A 13,962-nucleotide genomic window follows, 5' to 3' on the forward strand; every position below is an offset into this window, starting at 1 on the left:
GTCACTCCGGCCACACTCCCGTCAGCAGCAGGGACTCGATCGCCTCGCTGTACGGCGTGATGTCGAGCCCCTGTTCGGCGAGCCAGGCGTCGGAGTAGTACTTGTCGAGGTAGCGGTCGCCCGGGTCGCACAGGAGGGTGACCACGCTCCCCTGGCGGCCATCGGCCACCATTTCGGCGACGATCTTCAGGGCGCTCCACAGCCCGGTGCCGGTGGAGCCGCCGGCCTTGCGGCCGATGGCCCGCTCCAGGGCCCGTACCGCGGCGACGCTGGCGGCGTCGGGCACCTTCATCATCCGGTCGACGGCACCGGGTACGAAGCTGGGTTCCATGCGCGGCCGGCCGATGCCCTCGATGCGTGAGCCGCAGTCGCAGGTGACGTGCGGGTCGCCGGTGGTCCAGCCCTCGAAGAAACAGGAGTTCTCCGGGTCGGCGACACAGATGCGGGTGTCGTACTGCATGTAGTGGACGTAGCGCGCGAGGGTCGCGGAGGTGCCGCCGGTTCCTGCGGTGGCGACGATCCACGCGGGCTCCGGGAACCGCTCCAGGTGCAGCTGGCGGAAGATCGACTCGGCGATGTTGTTGTTGCCGCGCCAGTCGGTGGCACGTTCGGCGTAGGTGAACTGGTCCATGTAGTGGCCGCCGGTGTCGGCCGCGAGGCGGGCGGACTCCTCGTACATCGAGCGGGGGTCGTCCACGAAGTGACAGCGGGCGCCGTGGAACTCGATGAGGCGGACCTTCTCCGCGCTCGTGGTGCGCGGCATCACGGCGATGAAGGGCACGCCGATCAGCTTGGCGAAGTACGCCTCGGAGACCGCGGTGGAACCGCTGGACGCCTCGATCACCGGGCGGCCCGGCCGGATCCAGCCGTTGCACAGGCCGTACAGGAAGAGGGAGCGGGCGAGGCGGTGCTTGAGGCTGCCGGTGGGGTGGGTGGACTCGTCCTTCAGATACAGGTCGATGCCCCACCGCTCCGGCAGCGGGAACCGCAGCAGGTGGGTGTCGGCCGAGCGGTTGGCGTCGGCCTGGACCTTGCGGACGGCCTCTTTCAGCCACGCGCGGTAGGCGGAGTCGCTGTGGTCGACGTCGAGGGTCGCGCCGGTCCGGGTCTGCTGGGGGGTACTCACGGCGGGGCTCCTTACGCTGCGCGCCGACGGTGGGTCGCGCGGCCTTGTGCCACCGATCATAATCACCATCCGCACGCTTCTCACCTGCATAAACGTAGCTTTGGGGGTCCCAAAGGCAGCCCTGGGTACAGGTGTGCGCCCCCCGGTGGCACGCTGGCGTGGGGGCGCACTCGCCGAGTGCTTCGGGCGCCCCCTTGTGCGTGTCGTGCGTACTGGTGCTCGACTTCGTACGCGGGCAGACTGCACGGCGGACGGACACCGTACGTGGAGAGACCGCAAGAGACTGTGCAAGGGGGCGGAACGGCATGGCGGAGCCGGAGTTCAGGGCCACGGGCGTGCGGATCGGGAAGAGACTGCGCTCGCTCACCCGGGCCGGGCAGGTCCGCATCAGCGACGGACGGCTGGAGCTGCTCACGAGCTACGGCAGCGAGATCGACAGCGCGCCGGTGCAGGCGGTGCGTGCCTCGAAGCCCTGGTTCGCCGCGGACGACCGGGCCCTGGCGGACCTCAACGGCAAGCGCTACCTCCTGACCCTGGGTGACCACGACCCCGCTCCGGGCGAGCCCGGGCCGCCCGCGGCCCGCCGCTTCATCGAGGCCGTGCGCAGGGCGGCAGGCCGCGGCGGCTGACTGCGGGGGCGCCGGGGCGCGCAGGACCCGACCGCGAGTTGCGGTACCGCACCCCTTGCGTCACGCTGGTCACACGTCACTCTGGGTTTACCGGCGATAACGCTGCGAACCAGCCGCCGGCCACGACAGCAGGCGGCCGCCTCGCGCAGACGCCCTGCTGGATTCGATCCGAACTCCGTGTTCTTCCGGACCTCACGTCGGGGAGTCGCAGCCGTGATCACCAACCCAAGCAGGCACTGCACGGTGGAGCTCCAAGCCCTGCCGTCGCGGATCGGTCAGGTCCGCAGAATCGTATCGGCGCAGTTGCGCTACTGGCACTTGGACGCCCTCATAGACCGAGCCGCGCTCGGCGTGACGGAGCTGCTGAGCAACGTCCACCGGCACGCCCAGCCCGACAAGACCTGCACCGTCGAGATGGAGCTGCTGCTCGACCGGCTCATGGTCTCGGTGCGTGATCACGATCCCCGTCTTCCCGTGGTGGAGGACGCCGACTCGCTCGCGACCTGCGGGCGCGGCCTGGCCATGGTGGCGGCGGTCAGCGAGAGCTGGGGCGCGCGGCCGGACGGTGAGTCCGGCAAGGTCGTCTGGTTCACCCTTCCTACGGCCGCGCCCGCGCCGGCCCAGCCCGCGCTCGTGCTGCGGCGGCCGGTCGTGGAGAAGTCCGCGCGCAGGTTCGCGGAGGTCGAGGTCGAGCTCGCGGCGGACGGCCGCAGGCCCGCACATGCCCCCGCCCGGTCCGCCGTCGCAGGCTGACCGGGCGGTGACCAACCTTTCGGTCCCCTCGTTCCGTGGGGGCCGCTCACTCGGTGGCGATGGCCCGCAGTACGTTCAGACGTGCCGCGCGCCGGGCCGGTCGCAGGCCCGCCAGGGCGCCGGCCGCGAGGCCCACCAGGGCCACCACCGCGAGTCGCGCGGGAGGTAGCGCGAAGGCGAAGGCGCTGTCGCTCACCCCGTCGGAGGCGGTGACCAGTACCCAGCCGAGGAACGCGCCGAGGACGAGTCCGCCCGCCGTGCCGAAGGCGGCGACCAGGACCGACTCCCAGCGGACCATGGCCCGCAGCTGGGACCGGGTCTGGCCGACGGCCCGCAGCAGGCCGAGTTCGCGGGTGCGTTCGTGGACGGCCAGCGTCAGCGTGTTGGCGATGCCGAGCAGCGCGATGAGGACCGCGAGCGCGAGCAGCGCGTAGACCAGTGTCAGCATCATGTCGATCCCGCCCGCCGAGGACTGCGCGTACTCGTCGCGGGTCTGCACCTCCGGGTTGCCGTACTGCCGGGCGACCTTCTCCACGGCGGCCTTGCCCGCGTCCGTACTCACGCCGTCCTTGAAGGACACGGCGAGCAGGGTGTCGGAGTCCTGGGTGCGGTGCGGGGCCCAGGCGGCGCGCGTGATGACGTAGTCGCCGGCGAGTTCGGACCGGCCGTAGACCGCGCGGACGGTGAAGGGCGCCCTCGTGCCGTCGGTGAACGTGAGCCGGGCGGTGTCGCCGGGCTTGAGGTCCTGCTCGGCGGCCTCCTTCTCGGTGATCGCGATGCCGTCGGTGCCGAGGTCGCGCAGGGAGCCGTCGACCGTGCCGAGGTCGAAGGTGCGCTCCAGTGCGGCCGGGTCGGTGACGGTCAGCGCCCGTCCCTCGCCGTCGACCTCGGCGACACCGCGCCCGAGTCCGACGGCGGTGTCGACCTCGGGGAGGCGCTGGACGGCACCGGCGAGTTTCGGGCTGAGGCCGCTGCCGCCCGCCCCGAAGGACGGGGTGCTGACGGCGACGTCCCCCGCGAAGGACCGTGACACCGTCTGGTCCATGGTGGCCTTGAGCGAGGCGCCGAACACGGTGAACAGGGACACCACGGCCACACCGATCATCAGGGCGCTCGCGGTGGCGGCCGTCCGCTTGGGGCTGCGCAGCGCGTTGCGCCGGGCGAGGGCGCCGGTGACGCCGCGCAGTCGGTCGAGGGGACCGCCGAGGATCCGTACGGCGGTGGTGGAGGCGACCGGGCCGAGGACGACGAACGCGATCAGGGCGAGGACGGCGCCGGTACCCGCCAGCCACAGGGACGGGATGACCAGGACGCCGGTGAGGGTCACGGCCACCGCGAGGGCGGCCAGGCCCGTACCGGTGACCGCGCGGAACCTGGAGGCGCCCGAGGTGTCGACGGCCGTCTGGCGCAGCGCGGCCAGCGGAGCGGTACGTCCGGCGCGTACGGCGGGCAGCAGCGCGGAGCCCAGGCAGACCACGACGCCGACCGCGAGCGGCAGGGTCATCGACAGTGCTCCGACGACCAGTGCCCCCTCGGGGAAGGGGAAGCCGATGGCCGGGAACAGCGCCTGGAGCCCGGCGGCGACGCCGATGCCGCCCGCGAGCCCGGCGGCGGACGCGGTGACGGCGACGACGCTCGCCTCGACGAGGGTGGCCTCGGTGACCTGGCGGCGGGAGGCACCGAGCGCGCGCAGCAGGGCGTTCTCGCGGGTGCGCTGGGCGACGACGATCGCGAAGGTGTTGTGGATGGAGAAGGTCGCGACCAGCAGGGCGATGCCGGAGAACACGAGCAGGAACGTGGTGAACAGGGTCAGGAATTGGCTGGAGATCATGTCGGTGTTCTCCTCGGCCGACTCCTGACCGGTGATCGCCTCAACTCCCTCGGGCAGTACGGGCGTCAGCCGGTCGACGAGTTCTCGCTGGCTCACACCGGGTCCGGCCCGCACCTGGATGCTCGCCGCCTCGCCGGGCCGGGCGGTGAGGTAGCGCTCGGCGTCGGCGCGAGTCATGCCGGTGTACGTCACCTGGGCCATGCCGTCCTCGCCGCCGAAGGTCGCGAGGCCGACGATCGTCACCCGGACGGGGTCGGGGGTGCGCAGCGTGGTGGTGTCGCCGAGGTGCAGGCCGCCCTTCTCAGCGGTGCCGCGGTTGACGACCACCTCGCCCGACCGCTCGGGGGCGTGGCCCTCGGCGAGGCGGTACGGGTTGAGCTCGGGGTCCGTGATCCAGTTGCCGGCGAGGGTGGGAGGGCCCTGGCCGCCGATGGGCTCGCCGTTCGCGCCGACGAGTTGGCCCGCGCCCTGGATGTCGGGAGCGGCGGCAGCGACGCCGGGGACCTTCTCGACGGTGTTCACCAGGTCGGTTGCGACCGGTCGGCGCACGCCCTGGCTCTCGCCCGGCGTGGTGATGGTGTCGGCGCCGCGGACGACGGCGTCGGTGCCACTGGCCGCGTTGCCGAACATGGTGTCGAAGCCGGCGCGCAGCGTGTCGCCCATGACGAGCGTCCCGGCCAGGAACGCGACCCCGAGGAAGACCGCGAGGAACGTACCGGCGAAGCGACGCCTGTGGGCGCGCAGGGAGGCCAGGCTCAGGCGGACGGAGGCGTTCACGACGGCACCTCGAAGGCTTTCATACGGTCCAGCACCGTCTCGGCCGTCGGCGATTCCATACGGTCGACCAGGCGCCCGTCGGCCAGGAAGACGACCTCGTCGGCGTGGGCGGCGGCCACCGGGTCGTGGGTGACCATGACGACCGTGCGGTCCATGTCGCGCACGGCGCGGCCGAGGAGACCCAGCACCTCCTCGCCGGAGCGGGAGTCGAGGTTGCCGGTCGGCTCGTCGGCGAAGACCACGTCCGGGCGGCCGGCGAACGCCCGGGCCACGGCTACGCGCTGCTGCTGGCCGCCGGAGAGCTCGGAGGGGCGGTGGTGGAGCCGGTCGCGCAGGCCGACGACGTCGATCAGCGCGTCGGTCCACTCCGGGTCACCCTTGCGTCCGGCCAGGTCCAGCGGCAGCCGGATGTTCTCAGCGACGGTCAGTGTGGGCACCAGGTTGAACGCCTGGAAGACGAAGCCGACGCGGTCGCGGCGCAGGAGGGTGAGACGGCGGTCGTCGAGGCTGCTCAAGTCGGTGTCGCCGATGTACGCGGCGCCCGAGGTCAGCGTGTCCAGTCCGGCCGCGCAGTGCATCAAGGTGGATTTCCCGGAGCCCGAGGGCCCCATGATCGCGGTGAAGCGTCCAGCTGGGAAGGCCACGTCCACCCCGTCCAGGGCCCGGACGGCGGTGTCGCCGACGCCGTACACCTTCTCGGCGTCGACGACCCGGGCGGCGGTCCGCAGGGCGGTGGTGGTCACAGCGCACCGCCCTTGGTCCGCCCGAACTGCTCGTCCAGCACGGACAGCCGGCGCCAGTACTCGTCCTCGTCGATCTCGCCGGAGGCGAAACGCCGGCCGAGCACGGCGAGCGGCGAGTCGCCGGACGGGCGGGGGTCGTCCATGGCGCGCCACGGACCGCGGCGGCCGCGCCACACGGTGCGGCGCAGGACGGTGACGACGCCGATCACGACGGCGGCCCAGATCAGCGGGAGGAAGAGCATCCAGGGGCCGGGGCCGCCGCCGTCCCAGTGCGCGAGGGTCTGCATGTCGGTTCATCTCCCTGCGGGGTTCTCGGACTTCGATGTGCTTCGAGACTGGCTCAGGAGAGGGGGCCGGGTCGTCGTACAGCCAGCGACAGCCTGGGTACCTCCCAGGGAGTAGCTCGACTTCTGTAACTACTAGTATGTACAGTGCTTCCATGAGCACCTCGGACCGACTGATCGAGTCCACCCGCGAGCTGCTCTGGGAGCGCGGTTATGTGGGCACCAGCCCCAAGGCGATCCTGGAGCGCGCGGGCGCCGGACAGGGCAGCATGTACCACCACTTCAAGGGCAAGCCCGATCTCGCCCTGGCCGCGATCACGCGCACGGCCCAGGAGATGCGGGCCGTCGTCGAGCGGCTGCTCGACGGGCCGGGGACGCCGTCGGAGCGCATCCGGGCGTATCTCCTGCGCGAGCGTGACGTGCTGCGCGGCTGCCCCGTGGGGCGGCTGACGATGGATCCGGACATCGTCGCGAGCGACGAGTTGCGAGCTCCCGTCGACGAGACGCTCGACTGGATCCGCGAACGGCTCGCCGGACTCGTCGAAGAGGGCAAGGAACAGGGCGAGTTCGCGCCGGAACTCGACGGCGAGGAGGTGGCCGCGACGATCCTCGCGACCATTCAGGGCGGATACGTCCTGGCGCGCGCGGCCGGTTCACCGGTCCTCTTCGAGACCGGCGTCCGCGGACTGCTCTCCCTGCTCTCCCCGACCACCCCGTGACGACGCACACTCCGCCCGAGGAGGCACCCGATGCACGCCATGCAGTACGAACTCACACTGCCCGCCGATTACGACACGGGGATCATCCGCGCGCGCGTGTCCCGCATCGGGCACCTGCTCGACGACTGGGAAGGGCTCGGCCTCAAGGCGTATCTGCTGCGTGAGCGCGGCTTGCACGGCTCACCGGTCAATCAGTACGCGCCGTTCTACCTGTGGAACACCGTCGAGGGCATGAACACCTTCCTGTGGGGAGGCGCCTTCCAGGGGCTCAGCGACGACTTCGGGCGCCCTCCTGTGCAGCAGTGGACGGGCCTGGCGTACGAGGAGGGCGGCGCCGTCCGCTCGCCCGCGCGGGTCGCGGTTCGGCGGCGGGCGCGGGTGCCGGACGGGGTGACGCTGTCGGAGGTCATGACGGAGGCGGTGGACGAGGTCGGGCGGCTGGCGCGGGAGGACGGCGCCGTGCTCGCGGCGGCCGCCGTGGACAGCCGGGGGTGGGAGGTCGTCCACTTCTCGCTCTGGGAGCACGACAGCCCGAAAGCCGACGGTGACGTCTTCCAGGTCCTGCACCTTTCGACTCCCGGTCTCGACCGGCTGCCTCAGGGGCGCCAGTGGTGAGCGCGGTCCGTACGGTGCTCGGGGACGTGCCCGGCGACCGGTTGGGGGTGTGCGACGCTCACGACCACCTGTTCCTCAGTAGCCCCCTACTGCCCGGGCAGGAACTGCGGAAGGTGTCCGCGGCACGCGCGGAACTGGCCGCGTTCCGCGCACAGGGCGGAGGCACGGTGGTGCAGTGGACCCCGTACGGGATGGGGCGGCGCGCCGCCGATCTGCCGGCGCTGTCCCGGGACTGCGGGGTGCACGTCGTGGCCGCGACCGGACTGCACCAGCGCGTCCACTACGACGACGCGGTGATCGAGGAGTTGCGTGGGCGGCTCGCCGAGGTGTTCGTCTCCGAACTGACGGAGGGCATCGGCACATCGGGCGTCCGGGCGGGGCTGATCAAGGTGGCGGGCGGCTTCCACGCGCTCGACGCGCACACCCGTTGGACGATGACCGCGGCCGCCGAGGCCCACCGTACGACGGGCGCGACCATCGCGGTCCATCTGGAGCACGGTACCGGCGCGCTCGACGTGCTCGACCTGCTCTGCGGGGAGTTGGGCGTGCCGCCGCACCGGGTCATCCTCGGTCATCTGAACCGCTCCCCCGACCTGACCGTGCACCGGCAGGCCGCGGACGCGGGCTGTTACCTCGCCTTCGACGGGCCGTCGCGCGCCCACCACGCCACGGACTGGCGGATGCCGGACGCGGTACGAGCCCTGGCCGACGCCGGCTTCGGCGACCGGCTGCTGCTCGGCGGCGACACCACGACCGACGCCGGGCGCTCGGTCAACGGCGGTCCTGGCATGCCGTACCTGCTGCGCCGGGTGGCGCCCCGGCTCGCGGCGGCCGTGGGCGAGGAACTGGTGGCGCGCATCCTGACGGAGAATCCCGGCCGGGCGTTCGCCGTGGAGTGGCGCTGAGTACGGGCCGGGCGTGGCCCGATCATGTCGGTCTCTGTCCCGCCGGGGCGCTGTCGCAGGCCACGCGCGCGGGGAGGATGAGCGGGACGGGCCGCGAAGGAACCGAGGGTGAGGGGCTGAGAGGCGATGGCACTGGAGATGCGCGACACGTGTGAGCGCTGCACGACGGCGGCCCTGCCGCCCGACGCGGCGGCCCTCATCTGCTCCTACGAGTGCACCTTCTGCGTGCCGTGCGGCGAGGCCATGCGGGGCGTCTGCCCCAACTGCGGCGGCGAGCTGGTGGCCAGGCCGCGGCGCCCGGTGGAGGCCTGACGGCATCGCCGGCGGGGGTCACACGGACGCCTGGAGACCGCTGGGAGTCACGTCGACGCCTGGTCGCTGTCCTTCAGTTCGCCCCAGCCGTGCCAGCGCTCCACCTCGATCCAGGCGCTGACGCGGGCACGGGTCCGCTCCGGGTAGGGCTTGCGGGTGTAGTGCGTGGCGAGGCGGTCGATGTCGACCAGGTCCTCGTCCTCGTACAGGTCGACGACGCGCCCGATGAGCGTGACGTGCGTGTACCAGTCGTCTCCGTCCAACACGGTGAGGGTCACGCGCGGGTCCCGACGCAGATGCCTGAGGCGTACCCGGCCCTCGTCGAGGCTGATCAGCACCCGCCCGTCCGCCCACACGTACCAGGTGGGGGTCGAGACGGGCGTGCCGTCCGAGCGCAGGGTGGCCATGACGCAGGGGTTGGGGCGGCGCAGCAGGGCGTCGGCCTCTGCGGGCAGCGGGGGCTTGGACATGCGTGCTCCTTCTGGACCGTGCGGTGCGACGGGCAGCGTCCGTGGGGTGTGACGCGTCGCGCGTGACATTCGTCTGGCGCTCGCCTGCCCGAAGCGGCGCGAACCAGTCCGTCGAGCCATGGCGGGTGACGACAACTCCCCATACTTGACTGATCGTTCTTGATTGTTTTAACGTCCCCGCATGGCCAGGAGCAAGGAGTTCGACCCGGACGCGGTGCTGCAGTCGGCGCTTGAGCTGTTCTGGCGGCGTGGCTACGAGGCGACGTCGATGGCGGATCTCGTCGCGCACCTGGGCATCGGGCGCGCCAGCATCTACGCCACCTACGGCAACAAGCACGACCTGTACCTCAAGGCGCTGGACCGGTACGGGGAGAAGCAGAACCCCGAGCTCGTACGCGAGCTGTCCCAGCCGGGGCCCGCACTGCCGGCCGTGCGCGCGCTGGTGCGCCGGTTCGCCGCGGAGGCTGCGGACGACACCTGCCGCACCAGGGGCTGTTTCGTCACCAACACGGCGGCCGAACTGGCCCCGCACGATCCGGCGGCGGCTCGCCGCGTGGAGCTGGGCTGGGAGCACCTGGAAACGCTGCTGCACTCCGCGCTCGTCCGGGCGCGGGCACAGGACGAGTTGCCCGCCGACCGGGATCCGCGGGCCCTCGCACGCATGCTGCTGGTGCTGATGCAGGGGCTGCGCGTGGTCGGCAAGGCCTCGCCGGACCCGGCGCGGGTACGGGACGCGGCGGAGCAGGCCCTCCAGATACTGAACTGATCGTTCTTGAAAGGGATCACATGTCAGAGCACCGCTTCTCCGGCCGCTCCGCCCTCGTCACCGGTGGCGGCTCGGGCATCGGACGGGCCGTCGCCCTCGCGTTGGCAGCGGAGGGGGCCCGGGTCGTCGTCGCCGGACGGAGCCGGGAGCCGCTCGACGAGACCGTCGCCCTCGTCGAGAAGGCGGGCGGCACGGCCGTGGCCCGCGTGGCCGACGTGGCGAGCCCCGCCGACGTGGAGGGGCTCGTGCGGGCGGTGGTCGACGAGTTCGGATCGCTGGACGTGGCCGTGAACAACGCGGGCGTCTTCCGAGGTGGGCGGCCCTTCGCCGAGCTCTCCGACGAGGAGTGGCGGGCCCTGGTCGACACCAACGTCACCGGTGTCTTCCTCGCCCTGCGGGCCGAGGTACGGCAGATGCGCGCGCAGCAGGGCGGCGGGGCGATCGTCAACGTGTCGTCCAACCTGGGCCCGCACCGGCAGGCGCCCGGCACCACCGCCTACGCGGCGACCAAGGCGGCCGTCAGCTCGCTCACCCGTGGGGCGGCGCTCGAACACATCGGGGACGGGGTCCGGATCAACGCCGTCAGTCCCGGGCCGTCGGACACCGCGATGTCGCTGCGTCCGGGCGAGTCGGCGGCGGACCGCGCCGCACGGATGAAGGAACAGTCGCCGCTGGGGCGGGTGTCGTCGACCGAGGAGGTGGCGCAGGCCGTGCTGTATCTGGCGTCGGACGCGGCCGCCTCCGTGGTGGGCGCCGACCTCGTGATCGACGGCGGGGCCGCGCTGTAGGCAGCGGTTCTCAGTCCACGGCCAGTGCGCCGAGCGGGTCGTCCAGCACCGGCTGCCAGGCCAACTCGGCCGCGCCGACCAGGCTGTTGTGGTCGAGGGTGCAGGCCAGGATGGGCACACCGCCGCTCTGCCCCCACAGGCTCCGGTCGGCGACGACCGCGCGCAGGCGGTCGGGGTCGGTGTCGAGGAGGGTGCGGTGCAGGCCGCCGAGGATGATCCGGTCGGGGTTGAGGATGTTCACCAGCCCGGCGAGGCCGAGGCCGAGACGGTCGATGAGGGCCTCGGCGGCGGTGCGGACGGCCGGGTCGTCGTACTCGTGGCGGAGCAGGTCGTTGGCCTGTTGCAGCAGGGACACCTCGGGCCCCGGTTCCCGGCCCGCCGCGGTGAGGAGGGCCAGCGGGTCGGCCTCGACGTCGAGGCAGCCGCGGCTGCCGCAGTGGCAGGGGCGGCCCGCGGGGTTGACGGCGAGGTGGCCGACTTCGAGGGCGAGACCCGAACTGCCCATGTGCAGACGCCCGTCGAGCACCAGCGCGCCGCCGACCCCGCGGTGGCCCGTGGCCACGCACAGCAGATCGCGGGCGCCGCGCCCCGCGCCGTGCCGGTGCTCGGCGAGCGCGGCGAGGTTGACGTCGTTGGCGGCGAACGCGGGGCCGGTGATCCCCGCCGCGCGGACCCGCTCGGCGAAGATCTTCCGCACGGGCGCCCCGGCCGGCCAGGCCAGGTGCAGCGGGTTGAGCGCCAGGCCCTCCGGTTCGGCGACCGCCGACGGCACGGCGAGGCCCGCGCCCACGCAACGGCGGCCGGTCTCCCGCAGCAGCTCGGCTCCCGCGTCGACGACGGAGCCGAGCACCTTCGCCGGGTCCGCGTCGACGGTCTCGCAGCCCGGCGCGGTCGCGACGATCCGGCCGCCGAGCCCGACCAATGCGGCCCGGAAACCATCGGCGTGCACCTGTGCGGCCAGGGCGACGGGACCGTCCTCGGCGAGGGAGAGCCGGTGCGAGGGCCGGCCCTGTGAACCGGCGGCGGCGCCGGGCCGCGCGTCGACCCGGATCAGCCCGAGCGCCTCCAGTTCCGCGGCGACCGCGCCAGCGGTGGCCCGGGTGACACCGAGTTCGGCGGTCAGCACGGCCCGGGTGGGCGCCCGGCCGGTGTGCATGAGCTCCAGCGCGGGCCCGAGCACTCCGCGCCCCCGGTCCAACCGCGTCCTCGAGGTGGTCCCTTCCCCCGCCGTGCGGGGGTCCGCCTTGCCACTCATGAGGGGGAGTCTCCCATGATCTTCCTCAGGGAGCGTCGGGGAAGCCGCTGACCCGCAGGGTGACGTTCAGCCGACCGGTCAGGCCGAGCTCGGGCGGGGACGTACCGGCGTGCACCCGCGGCACCCCGTGGTACGCGAGCCGCGACGGCCCGCCGAACACGAACAGGTCGCCGCTGCGCAGTTCGACGTCCGTGTACGGCCGGGTCCGGGTCTCGGTGTTGCCGAAGCGGAAGACGCAGGCGTCACCGAGGCTCAGGGAGACCACCGGGGCGTCGGACTGTTCGTCGCTGTCGCGGTGCATGCCCATGCGCGCGGCACCGTCGTAGAAGTTGATCAGCGCGATGTCGTACGCCGCCGCAGTGGCCGCCCCCGGGCCGAGCGCGTCGGCGACGGCGCGGCGGCCCAGTTCGCCCAGCCAGTCGGGGAAGGGCTTCACCGGGGTGCCGTCGCCGTCGACGACCGTGCGGGCGTAGGCGTACGGATACCAGTGCCGGCCCAGGCAGACCTGGCGGGCGGTCATGGTGCCGCCGCCGGGCGTGCGGACCGTGCGCAGGCCGGCCGGAGGGCGGGCCCAGGTGCGGCAGGCCGCGAGCAGTTCCCTCTGGCGCTCGGTGTCCAGCCAGTCGGGGACGTGCACCGCGCCCGGGGCGACCTCCGTCCGCTCCCTGGGGAACAGCTCGTCGTCGAAGGCGCGCGGGGCGGGCCCGGCCTCCCCTCGGTCCGTGGGATCCATACGGTCCATCCTCCCCCACCGGCCACCGGCCCTGAGCTGCTGCTCGGTTAGCCTTGACGCACGATGGACGACCGTATGACGACGCCATGGGGCGAGCTCGCGCTGACCCGCTTCCCCGAGGACCCCCGCGACAGGCTGCGCGCCTGGGACGCCTCCGACACCTACCTCCTCAAGCACCTCGCGGAGCAGGAGGTCCCGTTGTCCGGCACGGTCGTGGTCCTCGGGGACCGCTGGGGCGCGCTGGTCACGGCGCTCGCGGCGCACCGCCCGACGCAGATCACCGACTCCTTCCTCACCCGGGAGGCGACCCGGGCGAACCTCGACCGCAACGGCGTCGAGACCGGTTCCGTGCGGCTGCTCACCACCCAGGACCCGCCGCCCGACCGGGTGGACGTCCTGCTGGTTCGGGTGCCGAAGAGTCTGGCCCTGCTCGAGGACCAGCTGCTGCGGCTGGCCCCCGCGGTGCACGCGGACACGGTCGTCGTCGGCACCGGCATGGTGAAGGAGATCCACACCTCGACGCTGGCGCTGTTCGAGCGTGTCCTCGGCCCGACCCGCACCTCGCTCGCCGAGAAGAAGGCCCGGCTGATCTTCTGTACGCCGGACACGTCGTCGGAGCGGGCCGCCAATCCGTGGCCGTACAGCTACGCGCTTCCCGACGGTGTCGGTCCGGTCTCCGGGCGGACCGTCGTCAACCACGCCGGCGTGTTCTGCGCCGACCGGCTCGACATCGGCACCCGGTTCTTCCTCGGACACCTGCCCGGGACGCGGGGGCCGCGCCGGGTGGTGGACCTGGGGTGCGGCAACGGGATCGTGGGGACGGCGGTGGCGCTGGCCAATCCCGCGGCGGAGGTGCTGTTCACGGACGAGTCGTTCCAGGCCGTCGCCTCGGCGGAGGCCACGTACAAGGCGAACGGGGTGCCCGGGCACGCCGAGTTCCGGGTCGGGGACGGGCTCGCCGGGGTGCCGGACGGGAGCGTGGACGTCGTGCTCAACAACCCGCCGTTCCACTCCCACCAGGCGACGACGGACACGACGGCATGGCGCATGTTCACCGGGGCCCGGCGGGCGCTGCGGCCGGGCGGGGAACTGTGGGTGGTGGGCAACCGGCACCTGGGTTACCACGTCAAGCTGCGGAAGCTGTTCGGCAACAGCGAACTGGTGGCGAGCGATCCGAAGTTCGTGGTGCTCAAGGCTGTCAAGCGGGCGTGAGCCAGGCCGCGCGGCGGGCGTGCGCGGAGGCCGCCCCGGTCGGC

At 72.7% G+C, this 13,962-nt stretch carries 16 protein-coding genes; 9 read left to right on the top strand and 7 right to left on the bottom strand.

Features of this window, described 5'->3' with window-relative positions; all coding sequences use genetic code 11:
- Window position 1: 1 nt before the first annotated feature.
- Entirely contained in the window at window positions 2–1,126 is a 1,125-nt protein-coding gene (locus ACGFNV_RS16285; protein WP_393622972.1) for a PLP-dependent cysteine synthase family protein, read from the bottom strand.
- 305 nt (window positions 1,127–1,431) lie between these two features.
- On the opposite strand from ACGFNV_RS16285, the gene ACGFNV_RS16290 reads away from it, so the two are divergent.
- Both ACGFNV_RS16290 and ACGFNV_RS16295 read left to right on the top strand, forming a co-directional pair.
- Window positions 1,432–1,755, top strand: coding sequence for a hypothetical protein (locus ACGFNV_RS16290; protein WP_133929813.1), 324 nt, complete (start codon window positions 1,432–1,434; stop codon window positions 1,753–1,755).
- 213 nt (window positions 1,756–1,968) lie between these two features.
- A complete protein-coding gene (locus tag ACGFNV_RS16295; RefSeq protein ID WP_393622973.1) occupies window positions 1,969–2,508 on the top strand; it encodes an ATP-binding protein in 540 nt (179 codons plus the stop codon).
- A 46-nt stretch (window positions 2,509–2,554) separates the two neighbouring features.
- Here ACGFNV_RS16295 and ACGFNV_RS16300 read toward each other — a convergent pair whose 3' ends face one another.
- From ACGFNV_RS16300 to ACGFNV_RS16310, 3 genes are read right to left on the bottom strand one after another with little or no spacing between them, the layout of a single operon-like run.
- Window positions 2,555–5,116, bottom strand: coding sequence for an ABC transporter permease (locus tag ACGFNV_RS16300; protein ID WP_393622975.1), 2,562 nt, complete (start codon window positions 5,114–5,116; stop codon window positions 2,555–2,557).
- Window positions 5,113–5,859: an ABC transporter ATP-binding protein gene (locus tag ACGFNV_RS16305; RefSeq protein ID WP_393622976.1), complete on the bottom strand. Its 747-nt coding sequence runs from the start codon at window positions 5,857–5,859 to the stop codon at window positions 5,113–5,115. Before ACGFNV_RS16305 ends, ACGFNV_RS16300 begins: the two co-directional genes overlap by 4 nt.
- Complete coding sequence (locus tag ACGFNV_RS16310) at window positions 5,856–6,146, bottom strand: SHOCT domain-containing protein (protein ID WP_393622978.1); 291 nt, start codon at window positions 6,144–6,146, stop codon at window positions 5,856–5,858. Before ACGFNV_RS16310 ends, ACGFNV_RS16305 begins: the two co-directional genes overlap by 4 nt.
- Before the next feature lie 137 nt (window positions 6,147–6,283).
- Here ACGFNV_RS16310 and ACGFNV_RS16315 point away from each other — a divergent pair, with 137 nt between their 5' ends.
- The 4 genes from ACGFNV_RS16315 (at window position 6,284) to ACGFNV_RS16330 (ending at window position 8,694) form a co-directional block, all read left to right on the top strand.
- Window positions 6,284–6,862, top strand: coding sequence for a TetR/AcrR family transcriptional regulator (locus ACGFNV_RS16315; protein ID WP_393622980.1), 579 nt, complete (start codon window positions 6,284–6,286; stop codon window positions 6,860–6,862).
- Between the two features lie 30 nt (window positions 6,863–6,892).
- Window positions 6,893–7,477, top strand: coding sequence for a DUF4865 family protein (locus tag ACGFNV_RS16320; RefSeq protein ID WP_393622982.1), 585 nt, complete (start codon window positions 6,893–6,895; stop codon window positions 7,475–7,477).
- On the top strand, window positions 7,474–8,382 hold the full coding sequence (locus ACGFNV_RS16325; RefSeq protein WP_393622984.1) for a phosphotriesterase: 909 nt from the start codon (window positions 7,474–7,476) through the stop codon (window positions 8,380–8,382). The genes ACGFNV_RS16320 and ACGFNV_RS16325 overlap by 4 nt, the downstream gene beginning before the upstream one ends.
- Window positions 8,383–8,508: 126 nt before the next feature.
- On the top strand, window positions 8,509–8,694 hold the full coding sequence (locus ACGFNV_RS16330) for a DUF1272 domain-containing protein (RefSeq protein ID WP_393622986.1): 186 nt from the start codon (window positions 8,509–8,511) through the stop codon (window positions 8,692–8,694).
- A gap of 47 nt (window positions 8,695–8,741) precedes the next feature.
- Here ACGFNV_RS16330 and ACGFNV_RS16335 read toward each other — a convergent pair whose 3' ends face one another.
- Window positions 8,742–9,164: a PPOX class F420-dependent oxidoreductase gene (locus ACGFNV_RS16335; RefSeq protein ID WP_393622988.1), complete on the bottom strand. Its 423-nt coding sequence runs from the start codon at window positions 9,162–9,164 to the stop codon at window positions 8,742–8,744.
- Between the two features lie 181 nt (window positions 9,165–9,345).
- On the opposite strand from ACGFNV_RS16335, the gene ACGFNV_RS16340 reads away from it, so the two are divergent.
- Both ACGFNV_RS16340 and ACGFNV_RS16345 read left to right on the top strand, forming a co-directional pair.
- Entirely contained in the window at window positions 9,346–9,930 is a 585-nt protein-coding gene (locus tag ACGFNV_RS16340) for a TetR/AcrR family transcriptional regulator (RefSeq protein WP_393622990.1), read from the top strand.
- A 20-nt stretch (window positions 9,931–9,950) separates the two neighbouring features.
- Window positions 9,951–10,718: an SDR family NAD(P)-dependent oxidoreductase gene (locus ACGFNV_RS16345; RefSeq protein WP_393622992.1), complete on the top strand. Its 768-nt coding sequence runs from the start codon at window positions 9,951–9,953 to the stop codon at window positions 10,716–10,718.
- A 10-nt stretch (window positions 10,719–10,728) separates the two neighbouring features.
- Here ACGFNV_RS16345 and ACGFNV_RS16350 read toward each other — a convergent pair whose 3' ends face one another.
- Both ACGFNV_RS16350 and ACGFNV_RS16355 read right to left on the bottom strand, forming a co-directional pair.
- Complete coding sequence (locus ACGFNV_RS16350; RefSeq protein WP_393622994.1) at window positions 10,729–11,973, bottom strand: ROK family protein; 1,245 nt, start codon at window positions 11,971–11,973, stop codon at window positions 10,729–10,731.
- A gap of 25 nt (window positions 11,974–11,998) precedes the next feature.
- Window positions 11,999–12,706 (bottom strand): alpha-ketoglutarate-dependent dioxygenase AlkB family protein, encoded by a 708-nt coding sequence (locus ACGFNV_RS16355; RefSeq protein WP_393622996.1) that lies wholly within the window; start codon window positions 12,704–12,706, stop codon window positions 11,999–12,001.
- 75 nt (window positions 12,707–12,781) lie between these two features.
- Here ACGFNV_RS16355 and ACGFNV_RS16360 point away from each other — a divergent pair, with 75 nt between their 5' ends.
- Window positions 12,782–13,918 carry a methyltransferase gene (locus ACGFNV_RS16360; protein ID WP_393622998.1) on the top strand — a complete coding sequence of 379 codons (1,137 nt, stop codon included), beginning with the start codon at window positions 12,782–12,784 and terminating at the stop codon, window positions 13,916–13,918.
- The last annotated feature ends 44 nt before the right edge of the window (window positions 13,919–13,962 follow it).

This window comes from Streptomyces sp. NPDC048751, from assembly GCF_043198595.1.
In the GTDB taxonomy this organism is placed as follows: Bacteria; Actinomycetota; Actinomycetes; order Streptomycetales; family Streptomycetaceae; genus Streptomyces.

Excerpts from the sequence above, each read along its gene's own strand:
- ACGFNV_RS16290 (WP_133929813.1), top strand. The coding sequence starts at position 1,432 with ATGGCGGAGCCGGAGTTCAGGGCCACGGGCGTGCGGATCGGGAAGAGA.
- ACGFNV_RS16310 (WP_393622978.1), bottom strand. The coding sequence starts at position 6,146 with ATGCAGACCCTCGCGCACTGGGACGGCGGCGGCCCCGGCCCCTGGATG.
- ACGFNV_RS16315 (WP_393622980.1), top strand. The coding sequence starts at position 6,284 with ATGTACAGTGCTTCCATGAGCACCTCGGACCGACTGATCGAGTCCACC.
- ACGFNV_RS16320 (WP_393622982.1), top strand. The coding sequence starts at position 6,893 with ATGCACGCCATGCAGTACGAACTCACACTGCCCGCCGATTACGACACG.
- ACGFNV_RS16330 (WP_393622986.1), top strand. The coding sequence starts at position 8,509 with ATGGCACTGGAGATGCGCGACACGTGTGAGCGCTGCACGACGGCGGCC.
- ACGFNV_RS16335 (WP_393622988.1), bottom strand. The coding sequence starts at position 9,164 with ATGTCCAAGCCCCCGCTGCCCGCAGAGGCCGACGCCCTGCTGCGCCGC.
- ACGFNV_RS16340 (WP_393622990.1), top strand. The coding sequence starts at position 9,346 with ATGGCCAGGAGCAAGGAGTTCGACCCGGACGCGGTGCTGCAGTCGGCG.
- ACGFNV_RS16345 (WP_393622992.1), top strand. The coding sequence starts at position 9,951 with ATGTCAGAGCACCGCTTCTCCGGCCGCTCCGCCCTCGTCACCGGTGGC.
- ACGFNV_RS16350 (WP_393622994.1), bottom strand. The coding sequence starts at position 11,973 with ATGAGTGGCAAGGCGGACCCCCGCACGGCGGGGGAAGGGACCACCTCG.
- ACGFNV_RS16355 (WP_393622996.1), bottom strand. The coding sequence starts at position 12,706 with ATGGATCCCACGGACCGAGGGGAGGCCGGGCCCGCCCCGCGCGCCTTC.
- ACGFNV_RS16360 (WP_393622998.1), top strand. The coding sequence starts at position 12,782 with ATGACGACGCCATGGGGCGAGCTCGCGCTGACCCGCTTCCCCGAGGAC.